This is a genomic window from Citrobacter sp. Res13-Sevr-PEB04-36, assembly GCF_015672735.1.
Classification (GTDB): domain Bacteria; phylum Pseudomonadota; class Gammaproteobacteria; order Enterobacterales; family Enterobacteriaceae; genus Citrobacter.
The window spans coordinates 63,381-83,180 of the sequence record NZ_JADABY010000029.1 but is presented as its reverse complement, the minus strand read 5'-3'; the positions used below and the strand labels follow the sequence as shown (position 1 = coordinate 83,180).

Here is a 19,800-nt window from a genome sequence, read left to right as displayed (position 1 = left end):
TCGTAGTTCAGACCATGAAGACCACTTTTTCCGCTCGTTTCGTGCAGCGCATGGCGCTCACCGCGGCTCTCTGCGCAGCCTCTCTTTCTGCTGCTCATGCCGATGACCTGAATATTAAAACCATGATCCCGGGCGTTCCGCAGATCGACGCGGAGTCCTATATCCTGATTGATTACAATTCAGGCAAAGTTCTGGCCGAACAGAATGCGGACACCCGCCGCGACCCCGCCAGCCTGACAAAAATGATGACCAGCTACGTCATCGGCCAGGCAATGAAAGCCGGGAAATTTAAAGAGACCGATCTGGTTACCGTTGGCAATGACGCGTGGGCTACCGGCAATCCGGTGTTTAAAGGCTCATCGCTGATGTTCCTGAAACCAGGAATGCAGGTTCCCGTGTCGCAACTGATCCGTGGTATTAACCTGCAATCCGGGAATGACGCCTGTGTGGCAATGGCTGACTTCTCAGCCGGTAGCCAGGATGCTTTCGTCGGTCTGATGAACAGCTATGTAAATGCGCTGGGTCTGAAAAACACCCACTTCCAGACCGTTCATGGTCTGGATGCTGAAGGCCAGTACAGCTCAGCACGAGACATGGCCTTGATTGGCCAGGCGCTGATTCGCGACGTGCCTAACGAATACTCTATCTACAAAGAAAAAGAGTTCACCTTCAACGGCATTCGTCAGTTAAACCGTAACGGCCTGCTGTGGGATAACAGCCTGAATGTTGACGGGATTAAAACCGGTCACACTGATAAAGCCGGCTATAACCTGGTGGCATCCGCAACCGAAGGTCAAATGCGTCTGATCTCCGCCGTCATGGGGGGACGTACCTATAAAGGTCGCGAAACTGAAAGCAAAAAACTGCTGACCTGGGGCTTCCGTTTCTTCGAAACCGTGAACCCGCTGAAAGTGGGTAAAGAGTTTGCCTCTGAACCGGCCTGGTTTGGTAATACCGATCGTGCATCGTTAGGCGTTGATAAAGATGTCTACTTGACCATTCCGCGCGGCCGTATGAAAGACCTGAAAGCGAGCTATGTGCTGAACACCACTGAACTGCACGCGCCGCTGCAGAAAAACCAGGTTGTCGGCACCATCAACTTCCAGTTGGATGGTAAAACCATTGAACAGCGCCCGCTGGTGGTCCTGCAGGAAATCCCTGAAGGCAACTTCTTTGGTAAAATCATTGATTACATTAAATTAATGTTCCATCACTGGTTTGGCTAAAAATCGAACACTTGAAAGTGTGATTTACGTCCCCATATACTAGGTATCCAGATAACTCCCACTCAGCGTGGGAGTTATTATTTTTTGATGTAACGCCGGAGCTGACATGAAAACCAAACTTAACGAACTGCTTGAATTCCCTACTCCATTTACTTACAAAGTAATGGGGCAGGCGTTGCCTGAGCTGGTTGATCAGGTGGTTGAAGTGGTACAGCGCCATGCGCCAGGTGATTACTCCCCAACGGTAAAACCGAGCAGCAAAGGCAACTACCACTCGGTCTCTATCACCATCACTGCTACGCATATTGAGCAGGTTGAAACACTGTACGAAGAATTAGGCAACATCGATATCGTACGTATGGTGCTGTAACAGCCTGTTGGTTACCCGCTGCATTCTGCTCGGGTAACCTCTCCCTCCTTCCCCTGTGATATACTTTCCCCTCTTTATATTCTCTACTCGATGTGAGTATCTACGGAGATGCCGTTTTGTATCAGGATAAAATTCTTGTCCGCCAGCTCGGTCTTCAGCCTTACGAGCCCGTCTCTCAGGCCATGCACGAATTCACCGATACCCGCGATGAAAACAGTCATGATGAAATCTGGCTGGTAGAGCATTATCCGGTCTTCACTCAGGGGCAAGCAGGCAAAGCAGAACACGTTCTGGTGCCGGGTGATATCCCCGTTATTCAGAGCGATCGTGGCGGTCAGGTAACGTACCACGGCCCAGGCCAACAGGTGATGTATGTCCTGTTGAACCTCAAACGCCGTAAACTGGGCGTTCGCGAACTGGTCACGCTGCTGGAGCAAACAGTGGTAAATACCCTTGCTGAAATGGGTATTGATGCTCACCCACGGGCCGATGCGCCAGGCGTTTACGTCGGTGAAAAGAAAATCTGTTCGTTAGGATTACGGATTCGTAGAGGATGTTCATTCCACGGCTTAGCACTTAACGTGGATATGGATTTGTCGCCTTTCCTGCGCATCAATCCCTGCGGTTATGCCGGAATGGAGATGGCGAAAGTTACACAGTGGGACAGTCATGCCACAACCGAAAGCGTTCGTCCCCGTTTACTGGCAAACATAGTAGCGCTACTCGGTAACCCGCCGTATGAGTATGTCGCAGACTGAAAAACAGGGCAGACGTTGCCGCAGCATATGTTGTGGTAAATGGCACAAAACAACAACTATTTTACATTTTGCCAGCCTGTCAGGCTGCTTTCTGGCCCGTTTCAATGATATACTGCGTATCAATAATTCAAAAATAGTTGATAAATACAACATTCCCTTGAATTGAAACGCTTTCCTTCGTTATTCGCAACTGGAACACGCAAGCTATGAGTAAACCCATTGTGATGGAACGCGGTGTTAAATACCGCGATGCCGATAAGATGGCTCTTATCCCGGTAAAAAATGTAGCAACAGAGCGCGAAGCCCTGCTGCGTAAACCGGAATGGATGAAAATAAAACTGCCAGCGGACTCCACTCGCATCCAGGGCATCAAAGCAGCAATGCGCAAAAATGGCCTGCACTCTGTCTGCGAAGAAGCTTCCTGCCCTAACCTGGCTGAATGTTTCAATCACGGTACCGCAACCTTTATGATCCTCGGCGCGATCTGTACCCGCCGTTGCCCATTCTGTGACGTGGCCCATGGACGTCCGGTTGCCCCGGATGCCAATGAACCATTAAAACTGGCTCAGACCATTGCGGACATGGCGTTGCGCTATGTCGTCATCACCTCCGTCGATCGCGACGATCTGCGCGATGGCGGTGCTCAGCACTTTGCGGACTGCATCACAGCTATCCGTGAAAAAAGCCCGTCGATTAAAATCGAAACGCTGGTGCCTGATTTCCGTGGTCGTATGGATCGCGCACTGGATATCCTCACCGCTACGCCGCCGGACGTATTCAACCACAACCTCGAAAACGTACCGCGTATATACCGCAATGTACGTCCAGGTGCTGATTACAACTGGTCGCTGAAGCTGCTGGAACGTTTCAAAGAAGCCCATCCGGAGATCCCAACCAAATCGGGTCTGATGGTGGGACTGGGCGAAACCAACGCTGAAATCATTGAAGTCATGCGCGACCTGCGTCGCCATGGCGTCACCATGCTGACGCTGGGACAGTATTTGCAGCCGAGCCGTCACCATTTGCCTGTTCAGCGCTATGTTAGCCCGGACGAGTTCGATGAGATGAAAGCGGAAGCCATGGCTATGGGCTTTACCCATGCGGCTTGCGGTCCGTTTGTGCGTTCTTCATACCATGCAGACATGCAGGCAAAAGGGCTGGAAGTGAAGTGATCGCGTAATACTCACTTACATTTCAGCAATAAAAAAACCGGCAAATCGCCGGTTTTTTTTCATGCAGAGTATGCAGTATGAGCATCATGCTCCTGACATTACTCTTTATGAGAAAGCTTTTCAGCCTGAACGCTACCATCAGCATCTTTCTTTGCTTCGGCATTTTCATCGTTCATCGCTTTCTTGAAGCCTTTAATTGCCGTTCCCAGGTCTCCACCCAGTGTACGTAACTTCTTGGTACCAAACAGTAGAACGACCAGTGCGGCAACCACCAGCAGTTTGGTAATACTAATCTCACCCATAGATACCTTCTTCACTTAAACCAGGCTGCATAACGCGCCATATTAACCTGAGAATTTTAACGGCCTTTCGACGCGGGCACACAATAGCAATCTGTAACAAGGTGAATCAAGTCTTGTTTAAAAAAACGTCATAATAATTGCGGTGGCGCAAATCGTCGGTTACGTAACACCGGAAGCTGCGCCCTGACTTGCCTTACCCGTTCAGTAGAAATCTCAGTGACGATCAGTGCAGGCGTTTCTGCGGCAGCGGCAATCGTCACCCCAAACGGATCAATTACCCGGCTTTGACCGATATTCTTATTACCGCACTCGCCAGCAGCAATCAAATAACAGGTTGCATCCAGAGCCCTTGCCGCCAGCAGCGTAGCCCAATGATGTTCTTTTAGTGCGCCACGTACCCAGGCTGCCGGGAGCACCAGAATTTCCGCCCCCTGCAAAGCATGCGCTAACGCCAGCTCAGGGAAGCGTAAATCATAACAGGTCATCAACCCTACCTTAAGGCCTTCCACGTCCAACAGCGGCGCCACGGCGTCCCCTGCATCAACATTACGCGACTCCTGAATTGAAAAAGCATCGTAGAGATGTAATTTAGCGTAATGAGCAACAACCTTTCCGCCTCGTAGCGCCACCAGCATGTTAAACGCCCGTCCCGGCAGTGAGGGAACATGAATTGTCAGGATGGTTGTCATGTCATTCTGTGCGCTTTCTCGCAGTAACCGCGTCAGAAATCCCCCTTCCAGCAATTGAGCTGATTTCACTGACAGCTCGGGGTCAAGATCGTCACGGGCCAGCAACGCTTCAGGCAATACCAACAATGCGACACCCTCGCCTGCGGCCTGCGACATCAATGACACACAGGTTTCAGCGTTTTTCTCCCATGAGGGACCCACGGCAAATTGCCCTGCTGCAACGAACATATTCCCTCCTGAAAAACCGTTAGGCTCGCCAATGATGATTATTCGGCGTTACACTCACACTATATACAACCAAATAGCAGGATTATGCAGTGTCACAACTCCTTTTAGCGGTTTTTATTGGCGGCGGTACAGGTAGCGTAGCCAGATGGCTGTTGAGCATGCGATTTAACCCACTTCATCAAGCTATTCCCTTCGGCACGCTGGCTGCAAACCTAATTGGCGCGTTTATCATTGGTCTGGGACTCGCCTGGTTTAATCGTATGACCCACATTGACCCTATGTGGAAAGTATTGATTACGACAGGTTTTTGCGGGGGGCTGACCACCTTCTCAACCTTCTCAGCAGAGGTGGTGTTTTTACTGCAAGATGGGCGTTTTGGCTGGGCAATGGTGAACGTACTGATCAATCTGTTGGGGTCTTTCGCAATGACCGCCCTGGCATTCTGGTTGGTTTCCGCCTCTTCGGCGCACTGAATATAAAAAAACCCGCAATTAAGCGGGTTTTGAATTCTTGCTGTCGTATGCTTACAGAGCGGTTACGTTTGCAGCAGAAGGGCCTTTGGCACCGTTAGTGATTTCGAACTCTACACGCTGACCTTCAGCCAGAGTTTTAAAACCATTGGTCTGGATTGCAGAGAAGTGTACGAACACATCTTTGCTGCCATCTTCCGGAGTAATGAAACCGAATCCTTTGGACTCATTAAACCACTTAACGTTACCTTTAATCTTAGACATCAAAATTACCTTTACATGAAAAATAGACACAAATGCTGTGTCGGGTATCAGTACAACAATTGTGGTGGACTTTGTCCAGTCGAACTTTGCCAAAAAGTGATAAATGTCGCGTTATTTTTGCCACAATCATTACAACACATTGTTTTTATTGATTTTAAGTTATCCGTATAACAATCCATGTCGTTCATCAAAACTGGAAACGCATCCAGGCAAAATAGACATTCCCGTTATTATACGTACCGGGTATGTAGGTCATCTGAAATGTTGCCGGACCATAACCTATCGATGCCAGTGGCAGTATCACCGGTACAGGAATGTAGTTCCAGTTATCACGCGCGGTGAAACCAGCGGTAAAGCCCAGACCAGCGTGGAAGTTATCATCGGCCAGCGGGCGCCAGGTTTTTTCCCAGCCATATCCTCCGATGGGCTCCCACTTATTGTAGGAATCCTTAAAGGCCATAATATAAAGCCCGTGCCAGTTGCCTTTATCATCCCAACGGGACTGACCAAATCCCGCTCCCCAGGGACGTTCATTGTAACGATCTGTTTTATCTTTATCGTAGGCAAATCGCGCATGCCAGGTAATGGCGGGCACATACAGGTCATAATGCTCCGGCAGCTGCCAGGTTTCGCTGACGTTTTGTTTAAAGGTAGCAAACCAGCCTTTATCTTCAGCAGTGGCCTGTGGAATAACAGCCAACTGAATAAAAAGAAATGAAATAAACAGGAAATAGCGCTTCGCGACAATCACAACGTAATTACCATTCTGGGGTTCTGCATTAATTGTAGCAAAGTCATCTTTAATGTTAACTTAACGAAAATGTTTAACGATAAAAATCAGATTATTCCCTGCATATGGTGCGGAGATCATTTTCCTTATATTTCATAAGTCTTATCAAATGCGGCTATTGTTTTCTTAATATCAATAACTTGCTCTTTTTATCCGCAGATGTGAAATTAATTAACAATAAACAAACAAAATAAGATCAACTGGATATCAAAAACCATACAACAACAGATTACTTCACACTTTTTTATTGCAGCATTCCCTGTTCATCCGCTATGTTGAAAAAATGGCTCAGCCATTGGTTTAATCCGTATTTTTATTGATTTCAATCAGCAAGAGTTATCTGTTTATTAGGCACATTCTCTCACCGTTTTATGCTTTTTTTAGTTTTTTTACTTTCTGGGCGTCAATGTGACAGGGGAAATAATGTTGACATTTATAGAACTCCTTATCGGAGTTATGGTTATTGTAGGTGTAGCACGCTACATCATTAAAGGTTATTCCGCGACCGGCGTACTATTTGTCGGTGGCTTGGTTTTACTGATTATCAGCGCCCTGATGGGTCATAAAGTTCTACCTGGTAGTGCCGAAAGTACTGGCTACACGGCAACAGATATCGTTGAATACATTAAAATTTTGCTGATGAGCCGCGGTGGCGATCTCGGCATGATGATCATGATGCTGTGTGGTTTTGCCGCCTACATGACGCACATTGGCGCAAACGACATGGTCGTTAAACTGGCCTCCAAACCACTGCAATATATCAACTCACCCTATGTGTTAATGATTGCCGCCTACTTTGTCGCCTGCCTGATGTCACTGGCGGTCTCTTCAGCGACGGGGCTGGGCGTACTGCTAATGGCAACCCTCTTTCCAGTCATGGTTAACGTGGGTATCAGTCGCGGTGCTGCAGCGGCAATTTGCGCCTCACCCGCCGCAATTATTCTTTCCCCCACGTCGGGTGATGTGGTTCTCGCCGCCAAAGCCGCAGAAATGCCGCTGATCGACTTCGCGTTTAAAACCACACTGCCGATTTCAATTGCCGCCATTATCGGCATGGCGATTGCTCACTTTTTCTGGCAACGTTACCTGGACAAAAAAGAGAACGTTTCTCACGAAATGTTAGACGTGGCCGAAATCACCACTACCGCCCCGTCGTTTTACGCCATCCTGCCGTTTACCCCGATTGTCGGGGTTCTCATTTTTGATGGTAAATGGGGGCCGCAACTGCACATCATTACCATTCTGGTGCTGTGCATGCTTATCGCCGCGGTGCTGGAGTTTGTCCGTGGGTTCAATACCCAGAAGGTATTCTCGGGTCTGGAAGTGGCCTACCGCGGCATGGCAGACGCCTTTGCTAACGTAGTCATGCTGTTAGTTGCCGCCGGGGTTTTCGCCCAGGGTCTGAGCACAATCGGCTTTATTCAGAGCCTGATTTCGATCGCCACCTCGTTTGGCTCTGCGAGCATTATTCTGATGCTGGTGCTGGTTATTCTGACCATGCTGGCCGCGATGACCACCGGTTCCGGTAATGCGCCATTCTATGCCTTTGTTGAGATGATCCCGAAACTGGCGCACTCCTCTGGTATTAACCCGGCTTACCTCTCCATCCCTATGCTGCAAGCATCGAACCTGGGGCGTACTATCTCCCCGGTCTCCGGCGTGGTAGTCGCCGTTGCGGGTATGGCGAAGATTTCACCGTTTGAGGTAGTCAAGCGAACTTCTGTGCCGGTAATGGTCGGACTGCTGATTGTGATTATCGCCACGGAAGTGATGGTGCCCGCTACAACCGCCGTAATTGGGGGGTGATAGCGAACAAAATGTAGGCCGGATCAGGCGGTTACGCCGCCATCCGGCATTGCAACCGCACGTTGCCGGATGTCGATACTAAAGCATCTTATCCGGCCTACGTCAGAAATCCGCATTTAGCCGCCGTGGTAAATACGCTGCGGCCGCCCAACCTTCCCGTGAATAATCTCGGCAATAATCAAATGGCGGCTGGCGCAGTATTCCAGGTAGCGCCTGGATGTCGTGCGGCTGATGGTCAACGCCTGTGCGATGGTTTCTGCAGTATGATGCACGGTCGGATCGGCGAATAATTTCAGCACCGCATTCAGCGTGAGCGCATCAATACCCGTTGGCAAATCTCCTTTCGGTTCACCACGCGCGTAAGCGTTAAACATCTCATCAATTTGCTTTTGGCTGGCGCTATCGTTACCCGCCAGCATACGCCTGCGCTGCTGATAGCGCGTCAGCGTCTGCCCCAGTCGCTCGTAAGCAATTGGTTTGACGAGATAATCAAATGCACCGCCGCGTACAGCCTCAGACACCGTATCCATGTCGCTGGCAGCGGTGGTAAACACCACGCCGCCAGGGTAGCGAGCCTGGGTCAGTTCATGTAACAGGGTAATGCCCTTACCGTCCGGTAAATAGTTATCCAGAAGAATCAGCCCGGGCTTAAAACGCGCAATCATCATCCGCGCCTGCTCAAGATTACCCGCCAGCCATATCTGGCTGAAACCGGGTATATGGCGGATATACTCAGCATGCATTTCCGCCAGTAGCGTTTCATCCTCAACGATCAATAGCGTTAATGGTTCCGTCATCGTTTTTTTTCACTTTCGGAAGAAATAGAGAAAATAAAGTGCCGCAAGGGGAGTTATCTTCAAGTGTAATAACCCCATCACAGCGCCTCACATAACTTGCAATCAGATACAAACCGATGCCATGTTCGCCTGGTTCATCGGTACGGGTACTCACACCCTGTTCAAATATTTTTTCACGTAACGCATCCGGTACGCCGCACCCTTGGTCGGCGACTTCAATGATGACCTCATCCCCTTCATCACTCAGAAACAGTTCAACGACCTTATTGCCTTGCTGGGTACGTAAGCTGGCTTCAAATGCATTATCAAGCAGATTGCCAACAATTGCTGCAAACTCTGTGCTATCCAGCCCTTCAGGAAGTTGACGAAGTTGACTTCCGGGGACAATCGTCATTTTGAGCCCCAATTCCCGCGCACGCTGGACTTTACCAAACAGCAGACCGGCAACCTGGCGATCGGCAAAGGCACCGCGCAGGTCATCAATCAGCTGCTGCTGAGCCTGGGATTCCCCCTGCACCATCTCTAGCACGCGATCGTACTCTTTCATTTGCAGCAGACCATTAATGGTCGACATCCAGTTCAGATGTTCATGACGCAGCGTTCTCAGGCTCTCAACATATTGTTTGATTTGTGTAAGCTGGGCATTGAGGGTGGCTATTTCATCTTTGCTACGAAAACTGATGATCGCCCCGAGTAATTCGTCGCCGGAACGGATAGCCTCACGGTTGGCGATAACGCTCAGCCCGTTAAAATTAACCATCGCATCCTGACGTTGCTCTGCAATCTGCTGCGTAAAAAAGTCCGACGGGTTAACGACCTCATCAATCGGTTTTCCCAACCACTGCCGCCCTGGTGATGGTAGCCCCAGCATTTTTCGTGCACTGCGATTGATAGCAGTAATGCAACCGTCCAGGTCAACGGCAATCAAGCCTTCATAGACCGAACTAAACAGCGCATCCTGCTGGCGCACCACGCGGGCAATTTGTTTGGGTTCCATTCCCAGCATCTGGCGACGAATATGGGCGGCAAAAAACCAGGAGAGCAGCATCAGTAATAACAGCAGCAGCAGAAACACCCCTGCCATCGGCAGTAAGAAATCCGATCGCCAGCTGTCGATTTTACTGATCAGATAGCCTATCGAGACAACGCCAATAATTTTGCCATCATCATCAAAAATGGGCGTTTTAGCACGCATCGCCAACCCGATAGATCCTTTACCGGTAATGAAGTAGCTTTCCCCGTTTGCCAACGCGCCGGGCTTGGTAAACTGCATAGGATAGCCAATTTTTTGCGGATTCGGGTGGTAGAGGCGAATAGAGTTCTCGTCACCGATCACCACATAATCGAAATCAGTTCCACTCTGAAGCTTGTCGGCAATGGTCGCCAGGCGCTTGTAATCTCGATGCTTCACCGCCGTGATGATACTGTCGTTGGAGGCAATGATTTTAGCCTGGTTCATCGCCATATCACGGACATGTGTCGTCAGATAGTCTTCAAAACTGGCAGTGAAGTATTTTGCCAACGCGGCGATGATAAAAACGGAAACTACCAGGATCAGCAGGAAAATACGCAATGGAAACGCCAGTCGGCGAAAAAAAGAAAACCGTGTTTTATTTTTATGTTGTGACATAAACTTTCCTCACCGACGTTAACCGAAACTTATTTTTCTTTGTATTTGTAATGGAAATGTTCTATTTACAAGTCACGGCATAAAATAGGATCGTTACAGATTCCCCACCTTAAATCAATTAAACAAATTAAAACCACACCTTATTTCAGGGTTAAGTTAATTAAAAAACTTAAAACCATAAAACACATTAAAACCTTCTAACTTATTGTGAAATAAATCAAAATTTACCTCTAAAATACCCCTTACGATGTATGCAGTAGGGAAAAAAAGAAATACTCCGTAATAAAAAAACCTTCCCTTCACTTGCAAACAAAACGTTATCAGGTTGCTAAGCCTGGCAACAAAATCTAAAAGCCAGTAACAAATATACCATCAGGACACTGTTTACTATGTTCGGTAATAATATATTCTCGCACGTTAAACGCTCAGAAAATAAAAAGATGGCGGCTATCGCTCAATTTCTGAAAGAGAATGATTTGAGCGTGGATACGACCGTTGAAGTATTTATCACCGTCACCCGTGATGACCACCTGATTGCCTGCGGTGGCATTGCCGGGAACATCATTAAGTGTGTCGCAATCAGCGAAACCGTGCGCGGCGAAGGCTTAGCGCTGACGCTGGCTACTGAGCTCATCAATCTCGCGTACGAGCGTCACTGCACGCATCTCTTCATTTATACAAAAACCGAATACGAAGCGCTGTTTAAGCAGTGTGGTTTCTCAACGCTGACCAGTGTTCCGGGCATTATGGTGCTGATGGAAAACAGCACCACACGTCTGAAACGTTACGCTGAATCACTGACAAAACAGCGTCGTGAAGGGAAAAAAATTGGCTGTATTGTCATGAACGCCAATCCCTTTACCAACGGTCATCGTTTTCTGATCCAACAGGCAGCGGCACAGTGCGACTGGCTGCACCTGTTTCTGGTGAAAGAAGATACCTCACGCTTCCCGTATGAAGACCGGCTGGATCTGGTGCTTAAGGGAACAAAAGACATTCCGCATTTAACCGTGCATCGCGGATCGGAATACATTATTTCCCGCGCCACGTTCCCGTGCTACTTCATTAAAGAGCAGAGCGTCATTAATCATTGTTACACCGAAATAGACCTGAAAATCTTCCGTCAGTATCTGGCCCCGGCACTCGGCGTCACGCACCGCTTCGTCGGTACCGAACCGTATTGCACCGTCACCTCCCAGTACAACAACGACATGCGCTACTGGCTGGAGACCCCAACGCTCCCCGCCCCACCGATTGAACTGGTGGAAATTGAGCGGCTGTGCTTCCAGGAGATGCCGATTTCTGCCTCCTGGGTGCGCAAGCTGCTGGTTAAAAAAGATCTCACGGCTATCGCATCCCTGGTCCCTGACGCCACGCTGCAGTATCTGCAAAGCATGGTTGAACGAGCCTCATCGGGTGCGGTAGTCCGCCAAAATACCCCCGCATTAGCAACAGGTGAAAAATGAAAATAAAGCAGGCAGCCGTCGCAGGCACTCTCGAGTCAGGTGATGTGATGATTCGCATCGCCCCACTCGATACGCAGGATATCGACCTGCAGGTTAACAGTAGCGTTGAAAAACAGTTTGGTGATGCCATTCGCGCCACCATCCTCGACGTTCTGTCCCGCTACAACGTACGCGGCGTGCAATTAAATGTTGATGATAAAGGCGCACTGGACTGCATTTTACGTGCGCGACTGGAAGCATTACTGGCCCGTGCCAGCGGCATTCCGGCACTGCCATGGGAGGATTGCCAGTGATTTCTGAATCTTTGCAACAACGTAAATCCCGCACACGCCGCAGTATGTTGTTCGTACCGGGCGCCAATGCCGCAATGATCAGCAACTCGTTTATCTACCCGGCAGATGCGCTGATGTTCGACCTTGAAGACTCCGTTGCACTGCGTGAGAAAGACACCGCGCGTCGTCTGGTGTACCACGCGCTGCAGCATCCGCTGTATCACGACGTTGAAACCATTGTCCGCGTAAACGCCCTCGACTCTGAATGGGGTATCAATGACCTCGAAGCGGTCGTTCGCGGTGGCGCTGACATCGTGCGTTTACCCAAAACCGATACCGCGCAGGATGTTATCGACATCGAAAGCGAAATTCTGCGTATCGAAAACGCCTGCGGCCGCGAACCCGGCAGCACCGGTCTGCTGGCCGCTATTGAATCACCGTTGGGCATCACCCGCGCCGTTGAAATCGCTCACGCCTCTGAGCGTCTGATCGGTATTGCACTGGGTGCCGAAGATTACGTGCGTAACCTGCGCACCGAGCGTTCGCCGGAAGGCACCGAACTGCTGTTCGCCCGTTGCTCTATTTTGCAGGCTGCACGCTCTGCGGGCATCCAGGCATTCGATACCGTTTATTCTGACGCCAACAACGAAGCCGGTTTCCTGCACGAAGCCGCACACATCAAGCAATTGGGCTTTGATGGTAAATCACTCATCAACCCACGCCAGATCGACCTCCTGCACAACCTGTACGCGCCAACGCGCAAAGAGCTGGCGCACGCCCGCCTGGTTGTAGAAGCCGCTGAAGCCGCCGCTCGCGAAGGCCGTGGCGTTGTCTCCCTGAACGGCAAGATGGTCGACAGCCCGGTTATCGAGCGCGCCCTTCTGGTTATCTCCCGTGCAGAACTTTCCGGCATTCGCGAAGAATAAGGCAAAAAAATGACGCAGAAAATCGAACAGTCTCAACGCCAGGATCGCGTGGCGACCTGGAGCCGTCATGCTGAAAGCAACCTTTCCGCTTTCCAGAGCAGCGCAAAAGTAGAATTACAGGCGCAGAAACCCCGCGACAAAAAACTGTGCGCCAACCTGGAAGACGCGATTCGCCGTTCAGGTTTACAGGATGGAATGACCATCTCTTTCCACCACGCTTTCCGCGGTGGCGATCTGACCATTAACCTGGTAATGGATGCCATTGCCGCCATGGGCTTTAAAAACCTGACTCTGGCATCCAGCTCCCTGAGCGACTGTCACGCTCCACTGGTGGAACACATTCGCCAGGGCGTCGTCAGCCGTATTTACACGTCCGGCCTGCGTGGTCCACTGGCAGAAGAGATCTCCCGCGGCTTACTGGCTGAGCCTGTGCAGGTCCACTCTCACGGCGGTCGCGTACACCTGGTACAAAGCGGCGAGTTAAATATTGACGTTGCTTTCCTCGGCGTGCCGTCCTGCGATCAGTTTGGTAACGCCAACGGCTACACAGGTAAAGCGTGCTGTGGCTCACTCGGCTACGCCCGCGTCGATGCTGAAAATGCCAAACAGGTAGTCCTGCTGACCGAACAACTGCTGAGCTATCCGCATAATCCGGCCAGCATCACCCAGGATCAGGTAGATCTGATCGTGCAGATCGAACAGGTCGGCGATGCCGACAAGATCGGTGCAGATGCAACCCGCATGACGACCAACCCGCGTGAACTGCTGATCGCCCGCAGCGCGGCAGAGGTGATTGCAAACTCCGGCTACTTTAACGAAGGCTTCTCATTGCAGACCGGTACCGGTGGCGCTTCGCTGGCTGTGACCCGCTTCCTGGAAGACAAAATGCGCAGCCGTGACATTCGCGCCGACTTCGCACTGGGCGGCATCACTGCCACCATCGTTGACCTGCATGAAAAAGGCTTAATCCGCAAACTGCTGGACGTACAGAGTTTCGACAGCGCTGCTGCGAAATCCCTGGCCCGCAACCCTAACCACATTGAGATCAGTGCCAACCAGTACGCTAACTGGGGCTCAAAAGGCGCATCGGTTGACCGTCTGGACGTCGTGGTGCTGAGCGCGCTGGAAGTGGATACCCACTTCAACGTCAACGTACTGACCGGCTCCGATGGCGTGCTGCGCGGCGCATCCGGTGGCCACTGCGATACCGCCGTCGGTGCTGCGCTGTCGATCATCGTCGCCCCATTAGTTCGCGGTCGCATCCCGACGCTGGTTGATAACGTCCTGACCTGCGTCACCCCTGGCTCCAGCGTTGACATTCTGGTCACTGACCACGGTATCGCCGTCAACCCTGCGCGTCCTGAACTGGCTGAACGCCTGCAAGAAGCTGGCATGAAAGTGGTCTCCATCGAATGGCTGCGCGAGCGTGCACAGCAACTTACCGGCCAGCCGCGCGCCATCGAATTCACCGACCGCGTGATTGCCGTTGTGCGTTACCGCGACGGTTCAGTGATTGACGTTGTGCATCAGGTGAAGGAATAAGCCATGCACCTGCTCCCTGAACATGCCACCTGCCACGCGGTTTCTATTCCCGAGCTGCTCGCCAGCCGCGATGAGAGACAAGCACGACAGCATGCCTGGCTCACCCGCCACCATGCGCCACTGGTTTCTTTTACCGTGGTTGCACCGGGTCCGATTAAAGACAGCGAATTAACGCGTCGCATTTTTAATCACGGCATGACCGCCCTGCTCACACTGGCGGAAAAATCTGGCTGGATTATCAGGGAGCAAACAGCGCTGGTTTCTGCCAGCGGGCCGGAAGGTCTGTTGTCTATTGAGGCTCCGGTGCATGACCTCAAGCTCGCCACCATTGAGCTTGAGCATTCACATCCGCTGGGACGGTTATGGGACCTCGATGTCCTGACCCCGGAAGGGGAAATTCTGTCCCGCCGTCATTTCGCGCTCCCTGCACGCCGCTGCCTGCGGTGCGAGCAAAGCGCTGCCGACTGCGCGCGGGGTAAAACCCACGCGCTTTCCGACTTACTTATTCGCATGGAGGAACTGCTGCATGATGCCGATTCCCGCAACATCGACTGATTCCACCGTTCTTCCTCAGGATCTGCCTGAAGCCTACGCAACGCTCGCGTGGCGTGCCATGCTGACGGAAGTCAACCTGTCGCCCAAACCCGGTCTGGTGGATCGTATTAACAACGGCGCACACAAAGACATGGCGCTGGACGACTTCCACCGCAGCGCCGAGGCAATTCAAGTCTGGCTGCCACGCTTTGTCGAATACGGCGCCTTCAGTGCGCTACTGGCACCTGAAGATGTGCTGAAAGGACTGCGCCCGGTGGGGATGGCCTGCGAGGCCGAGATGTTTCGCGCCACTGCCGGGGTGAACACCCATAAAGGCAGTATCTTTTCATTAGGACTGCTGTGTGCCGCCATTGGTCGCCTGCACCAGCTCCGCCAGACCGTCACACCTGAAACCATTTGCTCTACGGCGGCAACCTTTTGCCGCGGCCTGACCGAGCGCGAACTGCGCCAGAACAATCAACAACTCACGGCTGGCCAACGTCTGTACCAACAACTGGGATTAACCGGTGCTCGCGGTGAAGCAGAAGCGGGCTATCCGTTAGTGATCCACCACGCTTTACCGCACTACCGCACGTTGCTGGCTCAGGGTCGCGATCCTGAACTGGCATTGCTCGACACCTTACTGCTGCTCATGGCAATCAACGGCGATACCAACGTAGCTTCCCGCGGTGGCGCTGAAGGTTTGCGCTGGTTACAGCAGCAATCCGCCACATTATTGCAGCAAGGGGGAATTCGCACCCCCACCGATCTCGATTACCTGCGCCAGTTCGACCAACAGTGCATTGAACGCAACCTCAGTCCTGGAGGCTGCGCCGATCTGCTGATTGTCACCTGGTTCTTAGCTCAGATTTCACAAGTTCATCATTATCACCATTAAAGATCCTTTCCGGAGAATCATTCATGTCTTTATCAAAAGATAGTATATGGAAGTTACTGGCCCCGCTGGTCGTCATGGGTGTCATGTTTCTTATCCCCGTCCCAGATGGAATGCCCCCGCAGGCCTGGCACTACTTTGCCGTATTTGTGGCCATGATCGTCGGCATGATCCTCGAGCCCATCCCGGCAACAGCGATCAGTTTTATCGCCGTGACGATTTGTGTTATCGGCAGCAACTACCTGCTGTTTGATGCCAAAGAACTGGCTGACCCCACCTTTCACGCCGGCAAGCAGGCGCTGAAATGGGGCCTGGCAGGCTTCTCCAGCACCACCGTATGGCTGGTGTTCGGTGCGTTCATTTTCGCACTGGGTTATGAAGTCACCGGTCTGGGTCGTCGTATCGCACTGTTCCTGGTGAAGTTTATGGGGAAACGTACCCTGACACTGGGCTATGCGATTGTGATTATCGACATCCTGCTGGCGCCGTTTACACCGTCGAACACCGCGCGTACTGGTGGTACCGTATTCCCGGTTATCAAGAACCTGCCGCCGCTGTTTAAATCATTCCCTAACGATCCATCGGCACGCCGTATCGGCGGTTATCTGATGTGGATGATGGTAATCAGTACCAGCCTGAGCTCCTCCATGTTCGTTACCGGCGCTGCGCCAAACGTACTGGGTCTGGAATTCGTTAACAAAATTGCCGGTATTCAAATCAGCTGGCTGCAGTGGTTCCTCAGCTTCCTGCCGGTCGGTATTATTTTGCTGATCGTTGCGCCGTGGTTGTCCTACGTTCTGTACAAACCCGAAGTTACTCACAGTGCAGAAGTTGCCGCATGGGCCGGTGATGAACTGAAAACCATGGGTAAACTGACCCGTAAAGAAATGACCCTGATCGGTCTGGTGCTGCTGAGCCTGGGTCTGTGGGTATTCGGCGGCAAGATGATTGATGCCACCGCTGTGGGTCTGCTGGCGGTTTCTCTGATGTTGGCTCTGCACGTTGTTCCGTGGAAAGACATTACCCGCTATAACAGTGCATGGAACACGCTGGTCAACCTCGCCACCCTGGTGGTAATGGCCAACGGCTTAACCCGCTCTGGTTTTATTGACTGGTTCGCTAACACCATGAGCTCGCACCTGGAAGGCTTCTCGCCTAACGCGACCGTGATCGTGCTGGTGCTGGTGTTCTACTTTGCTCACTACCTTTTTGCCAGCCTTTCTGCACATACCGCAACCATGCTGCCGGTGATTCTGGCGGTAGGTAAAGGGATCCCGGGCGTGCCAATGGAGCATCTGTGTATTCTGCTGGTACTGTCCATCGGTATTATGGGCTGTCTGACACCGTATGCCACCGGCCCTGGCGTTATCATTTACGGCTGTGGTTATGTGAAGTCCAAAGATTACTGGCGTTTGGGTGCCATCTTCGGCGTTATCTATATCGCCATGCTTCTGCTGGTCGGCTGGCCGATTCTGGCAATGTGGAGCTAATCGTACTTCTTAGTCCTTAGCAAAAACGCGTAACGAAAATGATGCCGCTCAGCTAAACCTGAGCGGCATTTTTTATGATTTAATAGATGACATTCAGAAATTATATAAGTATCCGAATTCATCATGACATCGACATGGCGTTATTGCTCTTTGCTGGCGGCACTTCTGCTGCCGGTTTCTGCCGCCCAGGCCGAACCACTTCAGGCAAAACAGTACGGTGACTTTGATCGCTATGTGCTGGCGCTCTCCTGGCAAACCGGTTTTTGTCAAAGCCAACACGAGCGTAATCGTCAGGAACCCGACGAATGCCGCCTGCAAAAAGAAACCGCAAATAAAGCGGATTTCCTGACCGTCCACGGTCTGTGGCCTGGCCTGCCAAGATCGATTGCCGCCCGTGGCGTAGATAATCGTCGGTGGATGCGCTTTGGCTGTTCCACACGTCCCATTCCAAACCTGCCGGAGGCCCGCGCCAGTCGCAAATGCGCCGCGCCAGAAACGGGGCTTTCGCTGGAAAGCGCCGCAAAACTGAGTGCTGTGATGCCCGGTGCTGGCGGAACATCGTGTCTCGAACGTTACGAATATGCCAAGCACGGCGCCTGTTTTGGTTTCGATCCTGACGCATACTTTGGCACCATGGTGCGAATGAATAACGAGATAAAAAACAACGAATTAGGTAAGTTTATTGCCGACAATTATGGAAAAGCCGTCAGCCGCAGCGCATTTAACGCCGCAGTCGTAAAAACCTGGGGTGAAGAAAGTGTGAAGGCGGTGAAATTAAGCTGCCACGGAAACCCGGCCTACCTGACTGAAATCCAGTTTACGCTCAAGGCTGACACCATTAATGCCCCGCTTTCTGCGGCATCGTTCCTGCCACAAGCGCATCCAGGAAACTGCGGCAAGCAGTTTATCCTCGACAAAGTCGGTTATTGATTCCCTGAATGTGAACTAAATCACTTCAAACCTGGGGTAAGTCTCAGTATCATCGTAAAAGCTAAACCCTTGCCGCCTGACGGTGAGGGTTTTCTTTTGGGATTATTTACCTGCGCACCCGCAGTATCGACGACATGGAGTAATAAATGTCCAGACCAACTATCATCATTAACGACCTCGATGCTGAGCGCATTGACCGCTTGTTAGAGCAACCTGCGTTTGCGGGTTTACCGATTGCTGACGCTTTAAACGCCGAGCTGGATCGCGCCCAAATGTGTTCTCCAGAAACCATGCCGCACGATGTCGTCACCATGAACAGCCGCGTGAAATTCCGCAATTTGAGCGATGGTGAAGTCCGTGTGCGTACCCTGGTGTATCCGGCCAATATGACCGACAGCAGCACTCAACTTTCGGTGATGGCCCCGGTTGGCGCAGCCCTGCTGGGTCTGCGCGTTGGCGATACGATCCACTGGGAACTGCCTGGCGGCACGTCAACTCATCTCGAAGTCATTGCCCTTGAGTACCAACCTGAAGCTGCAGGCGACTACCTGCGCTAACTCTGTCATATCAAAGCCAATCGCTTTATCTTACAGGGGATGCTTACGCATCCTCTTTCCGGCGAAATCCCTGCCCTCATTCAGATTGTCACCGCTTTCCCTCTCCTGCTCGCAAAACATAAATCTGTGTCGTGACTGACAGAATCATTTTTAATACTATGCTGTTATGTGTTCATGTAATGACAAGGAGAATGTTTATGTACAACACAATCATAATGCCTGTTGATGTATTCGAAATGGAACTGAGCGACAAGGCTATTCGCCATGCAGAATTTCTGGCACAGGAAAACGGGATTATCCATCTTCTGCATGTGCTTCCAGGTTCCGCCAGTCTGAGCCTGCATCGCTTTGCTGCTGACGTTCGCCGTTTTGAGGAACATCTGCAACATGAAGCAGAAACCCGTCTGCAAACAATGGTCGGTCACTTCAGTATTGACCCTTCGCGCATCAAACAGCACGTTCGCTTTGGTAGCGTACGCGATGTAGTTAACGAGTTAGGCGAAGAACTGAATGCCGATGTGGTGGTCATTGGATCGCGCAATCCGTCAATCAGCACTCATCTGCTGGGTTCTAACGCTTCCAGCGTTGTCCGCCATGCAACCCTGCCGGTGCTGGTCGTACGTTAACAGCAACTGATTTGCTATGTAAAACCCCCTGCAGGTGAACGCCTGGCAGGGGGTTTTTAT

Annotated in this window: 22 protein-coding genes; 16 read left to right on the top strand and 6 right to left on the bottom strand. The window is 51.3% G+C overall.

The annotated features are described in order from the left end of the window. Positions 1-14 precede the first annotated feature (14 nt). The 4 genes from dacA to lipA all read left to right on the top strand — a co-directional run bounded on the left by dacA (position 15) and on the right by lipA (position 3,526). Positions 15-1,226: a D-alanyl-D-alanine carboxypeptidase DacA gene (dacA, locus tag IMQ48_RS08320; protein WP_045441033.1), complete on the top strand. Its 1,212-nt coding sequence runs from the start codon at positions 15-17 to the stop codon at positions 1,224-1,226. 106 nt (positions 1,227-1,332) lie between these two features. Next, positions 1,333-1,596, top strand: coding sequence for a DUF493 family protein YbeD (ybeD, locus tag IMQ48_RS08315; RefSeq protein ID WP_003022706.1), 264 nt, complete (start codon positions 1,333-1,335; stop codon positions 1,594-1,596). A 116-nt stretch (positions 1,597-1,712) separates the two neighbouring features. Continuing rightward, a complete protein-coding gene (gene lipB / locus IMQ48_RS08310; RefSeq protein WP_196208652.1) occupies positions 1,713-2,354 on the top strand; it encodes a lipoyl(octanoyl) transferase LipB in 642 nt (213 codons plus the stop codon). Positions 2,355-2,560: 206 nt separating this feature from the next. Next, the gene (gene lipA, locus IMQ48_RS08305) at positions 2,561-3,526 is read left to right on the top strand and encodes a lipoyl synthase (RefSeq protein WP_049269752.1); all 966 of its coding nucleotides are present in this window, start codon (positions 2,561-2,563) and stop codon (positions 3,524-3,526) included. A gap of 98 nt (positions 3,527-3,624) precedes the next feature. Here lipA and tatE read toward each other — a convergent pair whose 3' ends face one another. Further along, positions 3,625-3,828 carry a twin-arginine translocase subunit TatE gene (gene tatE / locus IMQ48_RS08300; RefSeq protein ID WP_135322698.1) on the bottom strand — a complete coding sequence of 68 codons (204 nt, stop codon included), beginning with the start codon at positions 3,826-3,828 and terminating at the stop codon, positions 3,625-3,627. 128 nt (positions 3,829-3,956) lie between these two features. Continuing rightward, entirely contained in the window at positions 3,957-4,745 is a 789-nt protein-coding gene (locus IMQ48_RS08295; protein ID WP_196208651.1) for a deaminated glutathione amidase, read from the bottom strand. Between the two features lie 89 nt (positions 4,746-4,834). On the opposite strand from IMQ48_RS08295, the gene crcB reads away from it, so the two are divergent. Further along, the gene (gene crcB / locus IMQ48_RS08290; protein WP_196208650.1) at positions 4,835-5,218 is read left to right on the top strand and encodes a fluoride efflux transporter CrcB; all 384 of its coding nucleotides are present in this window, start codon (positions 4,835-4,837) and stop codon (positions 5,216-5,218) included. 51 nt (positions 5,219-5,269) lie between these two features. On the opposite strand, the gene cspE is transcribed toward crcB, so the two are convergent. Further along, on the bottom strand, positions 5,270-5,479 hold the full coding sequence (cspE, locus tag IMQ48_RS08285) for a transcription antiterminator/RNA stability regulator CspE (protein WP_000034826.1): 210 nt from the start codon (positions 5,477-5,479) through the stop codon (positions 5,270-5,272). Between the two features lie 187 nt (positions 5,480-5,666). Then, positions 5,667-6,230 (bottom strand): lipid IV(A) palmitoyltransferase PagP, encoded by a 564-nt coding sequence (gene pagP / locus IMQ48_RS08280; protein ID WP_196208649.1) that lies wholly within the window; start codon positions 6,228-6,230, stop codon positions 5,667-5,669. Positions 6,231-6,692: 462 nt separating this feature from the next. Here pagP and dcuC point away from each other — a divergent pair, with 462 nt between their 5' ends. Further along, complete coding sequence (gene dcuC / locus IMQ48_RS08275; RefSeq protein ID WP_096757907.1) at positions 6,693-8,075, top strand: anaerobic C4-dicarboxylate transporter DcuC; 1,383 nt, start codon at positions 6,693-6,695, stop codon at positions 8,073-8,075. 116 nt (positions 8,076-8,191) lie between these two features. Here dcuC and dpiA read toward each other — a convergent pair whose 3' ends face one another. Both dpiA and dpiB read right to left on the bottom strand, forming a co-directional pair. Next, positions 8,192-8,872 (bottom strand): two-component response regulator DpiA, encoded by a 681-nt coding sequence (dpiA, locus tag IMQ48_RS08270; protein WP_096757908.1) that lies wholly within the window; start codon positions 8,870-8,872, stop codon positions 8,192-8,194. Beyond that, positions 8,841-10,502: a sensor histidine kinase DpiB gene (gene dpiB, locus IMQ48_RS08265; RefSeq protein WP_196208648.1), complete on the bottom strand. Its 1,662-nt coding sequence runs from the start codon at positions 10,500-10,502 to the stop codon at positions 8,841-8,843. The genes dpiA and dpiB overlap by 32 nt, the downstream gene beginning before the upstream one ends. Before the next feature lie 389 nt (positions 10,503-10,891). Between dpiB and citC the strand changes: the two genes are divergently transcribed. From citC to uspG, 10 genes are all read left to right on the top strand, one after another. Then, on the top strand, positions 10,892-11,968 hold the full coding sequence (gene citC, locus IMQ48_RS08260; protein WP_196208647.1) for a [citrate (pro-3S)-lyase] ligase: 1,077 nt from the start codon (positions 10,892-10,894) through the stop codon (positions 11,966-11,968). Then, positions 11,965-12,261 (top strand): citrate lyase acyl carrier protein, encoded by a 297-nt coding sequence (citD, locus tag IMQ48_RS08255; RefSeq protein WP_196208646.1) that lies wholly within the window; start codon positions 11,965-11,967, stop codon positions 12,259-12,261. Before citC ends, citD begins: the two co-directional genes overlap by 4 nt. Further along, a complete protein-coding gene (locus IMQ48_RS08250; RefSeq protein ID WP_115259109.1) occupies positions 12,258-13,166 on the top strand; it encodes an aldolase/citrate lyase family protein in 909 nt (302 codons plus the stop codon). Before citD ends, IMQ48_RS08250 begins: the two co-directional genes overlap by 4 nt. A 9-nt stretch (positions 13,167-13,175) precedes the next feature. Further along, complete coding sequence (gene citF / locus IMQ48_RS08245; RefSeq protein ID WP_196208645.1) at positions 13,176-14,708, top strand: citrate lyase subunit alpha; 1,533 nt, start codon at positions 13,176-13,178, stop codon at positions 14,706-14,708. Between the two features lie 3 nt (positions 14,709-14,711). Continuing rightward, positions 14,712-15,263, top strand: a complete 552-nt coding sequence (gene citX, locus IMQ48_RS08240) for a citrate lyase holo-[acyl-carrier protein] synthase (protein ID WP_196208644.1) — start codon at positions 14,712-14,714, stop codon at positions 15,261-15,263. Then, entirely contained in the window at positions 15,235-16,140 is a 906-nt protein-coding gene (gene citG / locus IMQ48_RS08235; protein ID WP_196208643.1) for a triphosphoribosyl-dephospho-CoA synthase CitG, read from the top strand. The genes citX and citG overlap by 29 nt, the downstream gene beginning before the upstream one ends. 23 nt (positions 16,141-16,163) lie before the next feature. After that, positions 16,164-17,627: a citrate/succinate antiporter CitT gene (citT, locus tag IMQ48_RS08230; RefSeq protein WP_196208642.1), complete on the top strand. Its 1,464-nt coding sequence runs from the start codon at positions 16,164-16,166 to the stop codon at positions 17,625-17,627. A gap of 123 nt (positions 17,628-17,750) precedes the next feature. Next, on the top strand, positions 17,751-18,557 hold the full coding sequence (gene rna / locus IMQ48_RS08225; RefSeq protein ID WP_196208641.1) for a ribonuclease I: 807 nt from the start codon (positions 17,751-17,753) through the stop codon (positions 18,555-18,557). 146 nt (positions 18,558-18,703) lie between these two features. Further along, entirely contained in the window at positions 18,704-19,114 is a 411-nt protein-coding gene (gene rnk / locus IMQ48_RS08220; RefSeq protein WP_196208640.1) for a nucleoside diphosphate kinase regulator, read from the top strand. A gap of 197 nt (positions 19,115-19,311) precedes the next feature. After that, positions 19,312-19,740 (top strand): universal stress protein UspG, encoded by a 429-nt coding sequence (gene uspG, locus IMQ48_RS08215; RefSeq protein WP_196208639.1) that lies wholly within the window; start codon positions 19,312-19,314, stop codon positions 19,738-19,740. Positions 19,741-19,800: the final 60 nt, after the last annotated feature.

Excerpts from the sequence above, each read along its gene's own strand:
- dacA (WP_045441033.1), top strand. The coding sequence starts at position 15 with ATGAAGACCACTTTTTCCGCTCGTTTCGTGCAGCGCATGGCGCTCACC.
- ybeD (WP_003022706.1), top strand. The coding sequence starts at position 1,333 with ATGAAAACCAAACTTAACGAACTGCTTGAATTCCCTACTCCATTTACT.
- lipA (WP_049269752.1), top strand. The coding sequence starts at position 2,561 with ATGAGTAAACCCATTGTGATGGAACGCGGTGTTAAATACCGCGATGCC.
- tatE (WP_135322698.1), bottom strand. The coding sequence starts at position 3,828 with ATGGGTGAGATTAGTATTACCAAACTGCTGGTGGTTGCCGCACTGGTC.
- IMQ48_RS08295 (WP_196208651.1), bottom strand. The coding sequence starts at position 4,745 with ATGTTCGTTGCAGCAGGGCAATTTGCCGTGGGTCCCTCATGGGAGAAA.
- cspE (WP_000034826.1), bottom strand. The coding sequence starts at position 5,479 with ATGTCTAAGATTAAAGGTAACGTTAAGTGGTTTAATGAGTCCAAAGGA.
- dcuC (WP_096757907.1), top strand. The coding sequence starts at position 6,693 with ATGTTGACATTTATAGAACTCCTTATCGGAGTTATGGTTATTGTAGGT.
- dpiA (WP_096757908.1), bottom strand. The coding sequence starts at position 8,872 with ATGACGGAACCATTAACGCTATTGATCGTTGAGGATGAAACGCTACTG.
- dpiB (WP_196208648.1), bottom strand. The coding sequence starts at position 10,502 with ATGTCACAACATAAAAATAAAACACGGTTTTCTTTTTTTCGCCGACTG.
- citC (WP_196208647.1), top strand. The coding sequence starts at position 10,892 with ATGTTCGGTAATAATATATTCTCGCACGTTAAACGCTCAGAAAATAAA.
- citD (WP_196208646.1), top strand. The coding sequence starts at position 11,965 with ATGAAAATAAAGCAGGCAGCCGTCGCAGGCACTCTCGAGTCAGGTGAT.
- citF (WP_196208645.1), top strand. The coding sequence starts at position 13,176 with ATGACGCAGAAAATCGAACAGTCTCAACGCCAGGATCGCGTGGCGACC.
- citX (WP_196208644.1), top strand. The coding sequence starts at position 14,712 with ATGCACCTGCTCCCTGAACATGCCACCTGCCACGCGGTTTCTATTCCC.
- citG (WP_196208643.1), top strand. The coding sequence starts at position 15,235 with ATGATGCCGATTCCCGCAACATCGACTGATTCCACCGTTCTTCCTCAG.
- citT (WP_196208642.1), top strand. The coding sequence starts at position 16,164 with ATGTCTTTATCAAAAGATAGTATATGGAAGTTACTGGCCCCGCTGGTC.
- rna (WP_196208641.1), top strand. The coding sequence starts at position 17,751 with ATGACATCGACATGGCGTTATTGCTCTTTGCTGGCGGCACTTCTGCTG.
- rnk (WP_196208640.1), top strand. The coding sequence starts at position 18,704 with ATGTCCAGACCAACTATCATCATTAACGACCTCGATGCTGAGCGCATT.
- uspG (WP_196208639.1), top strand. The coding sequence starts at position 19,312 with ATGTACAACACAATCATAATGCCTGTTGATGTATTCGAAATGGAACTG.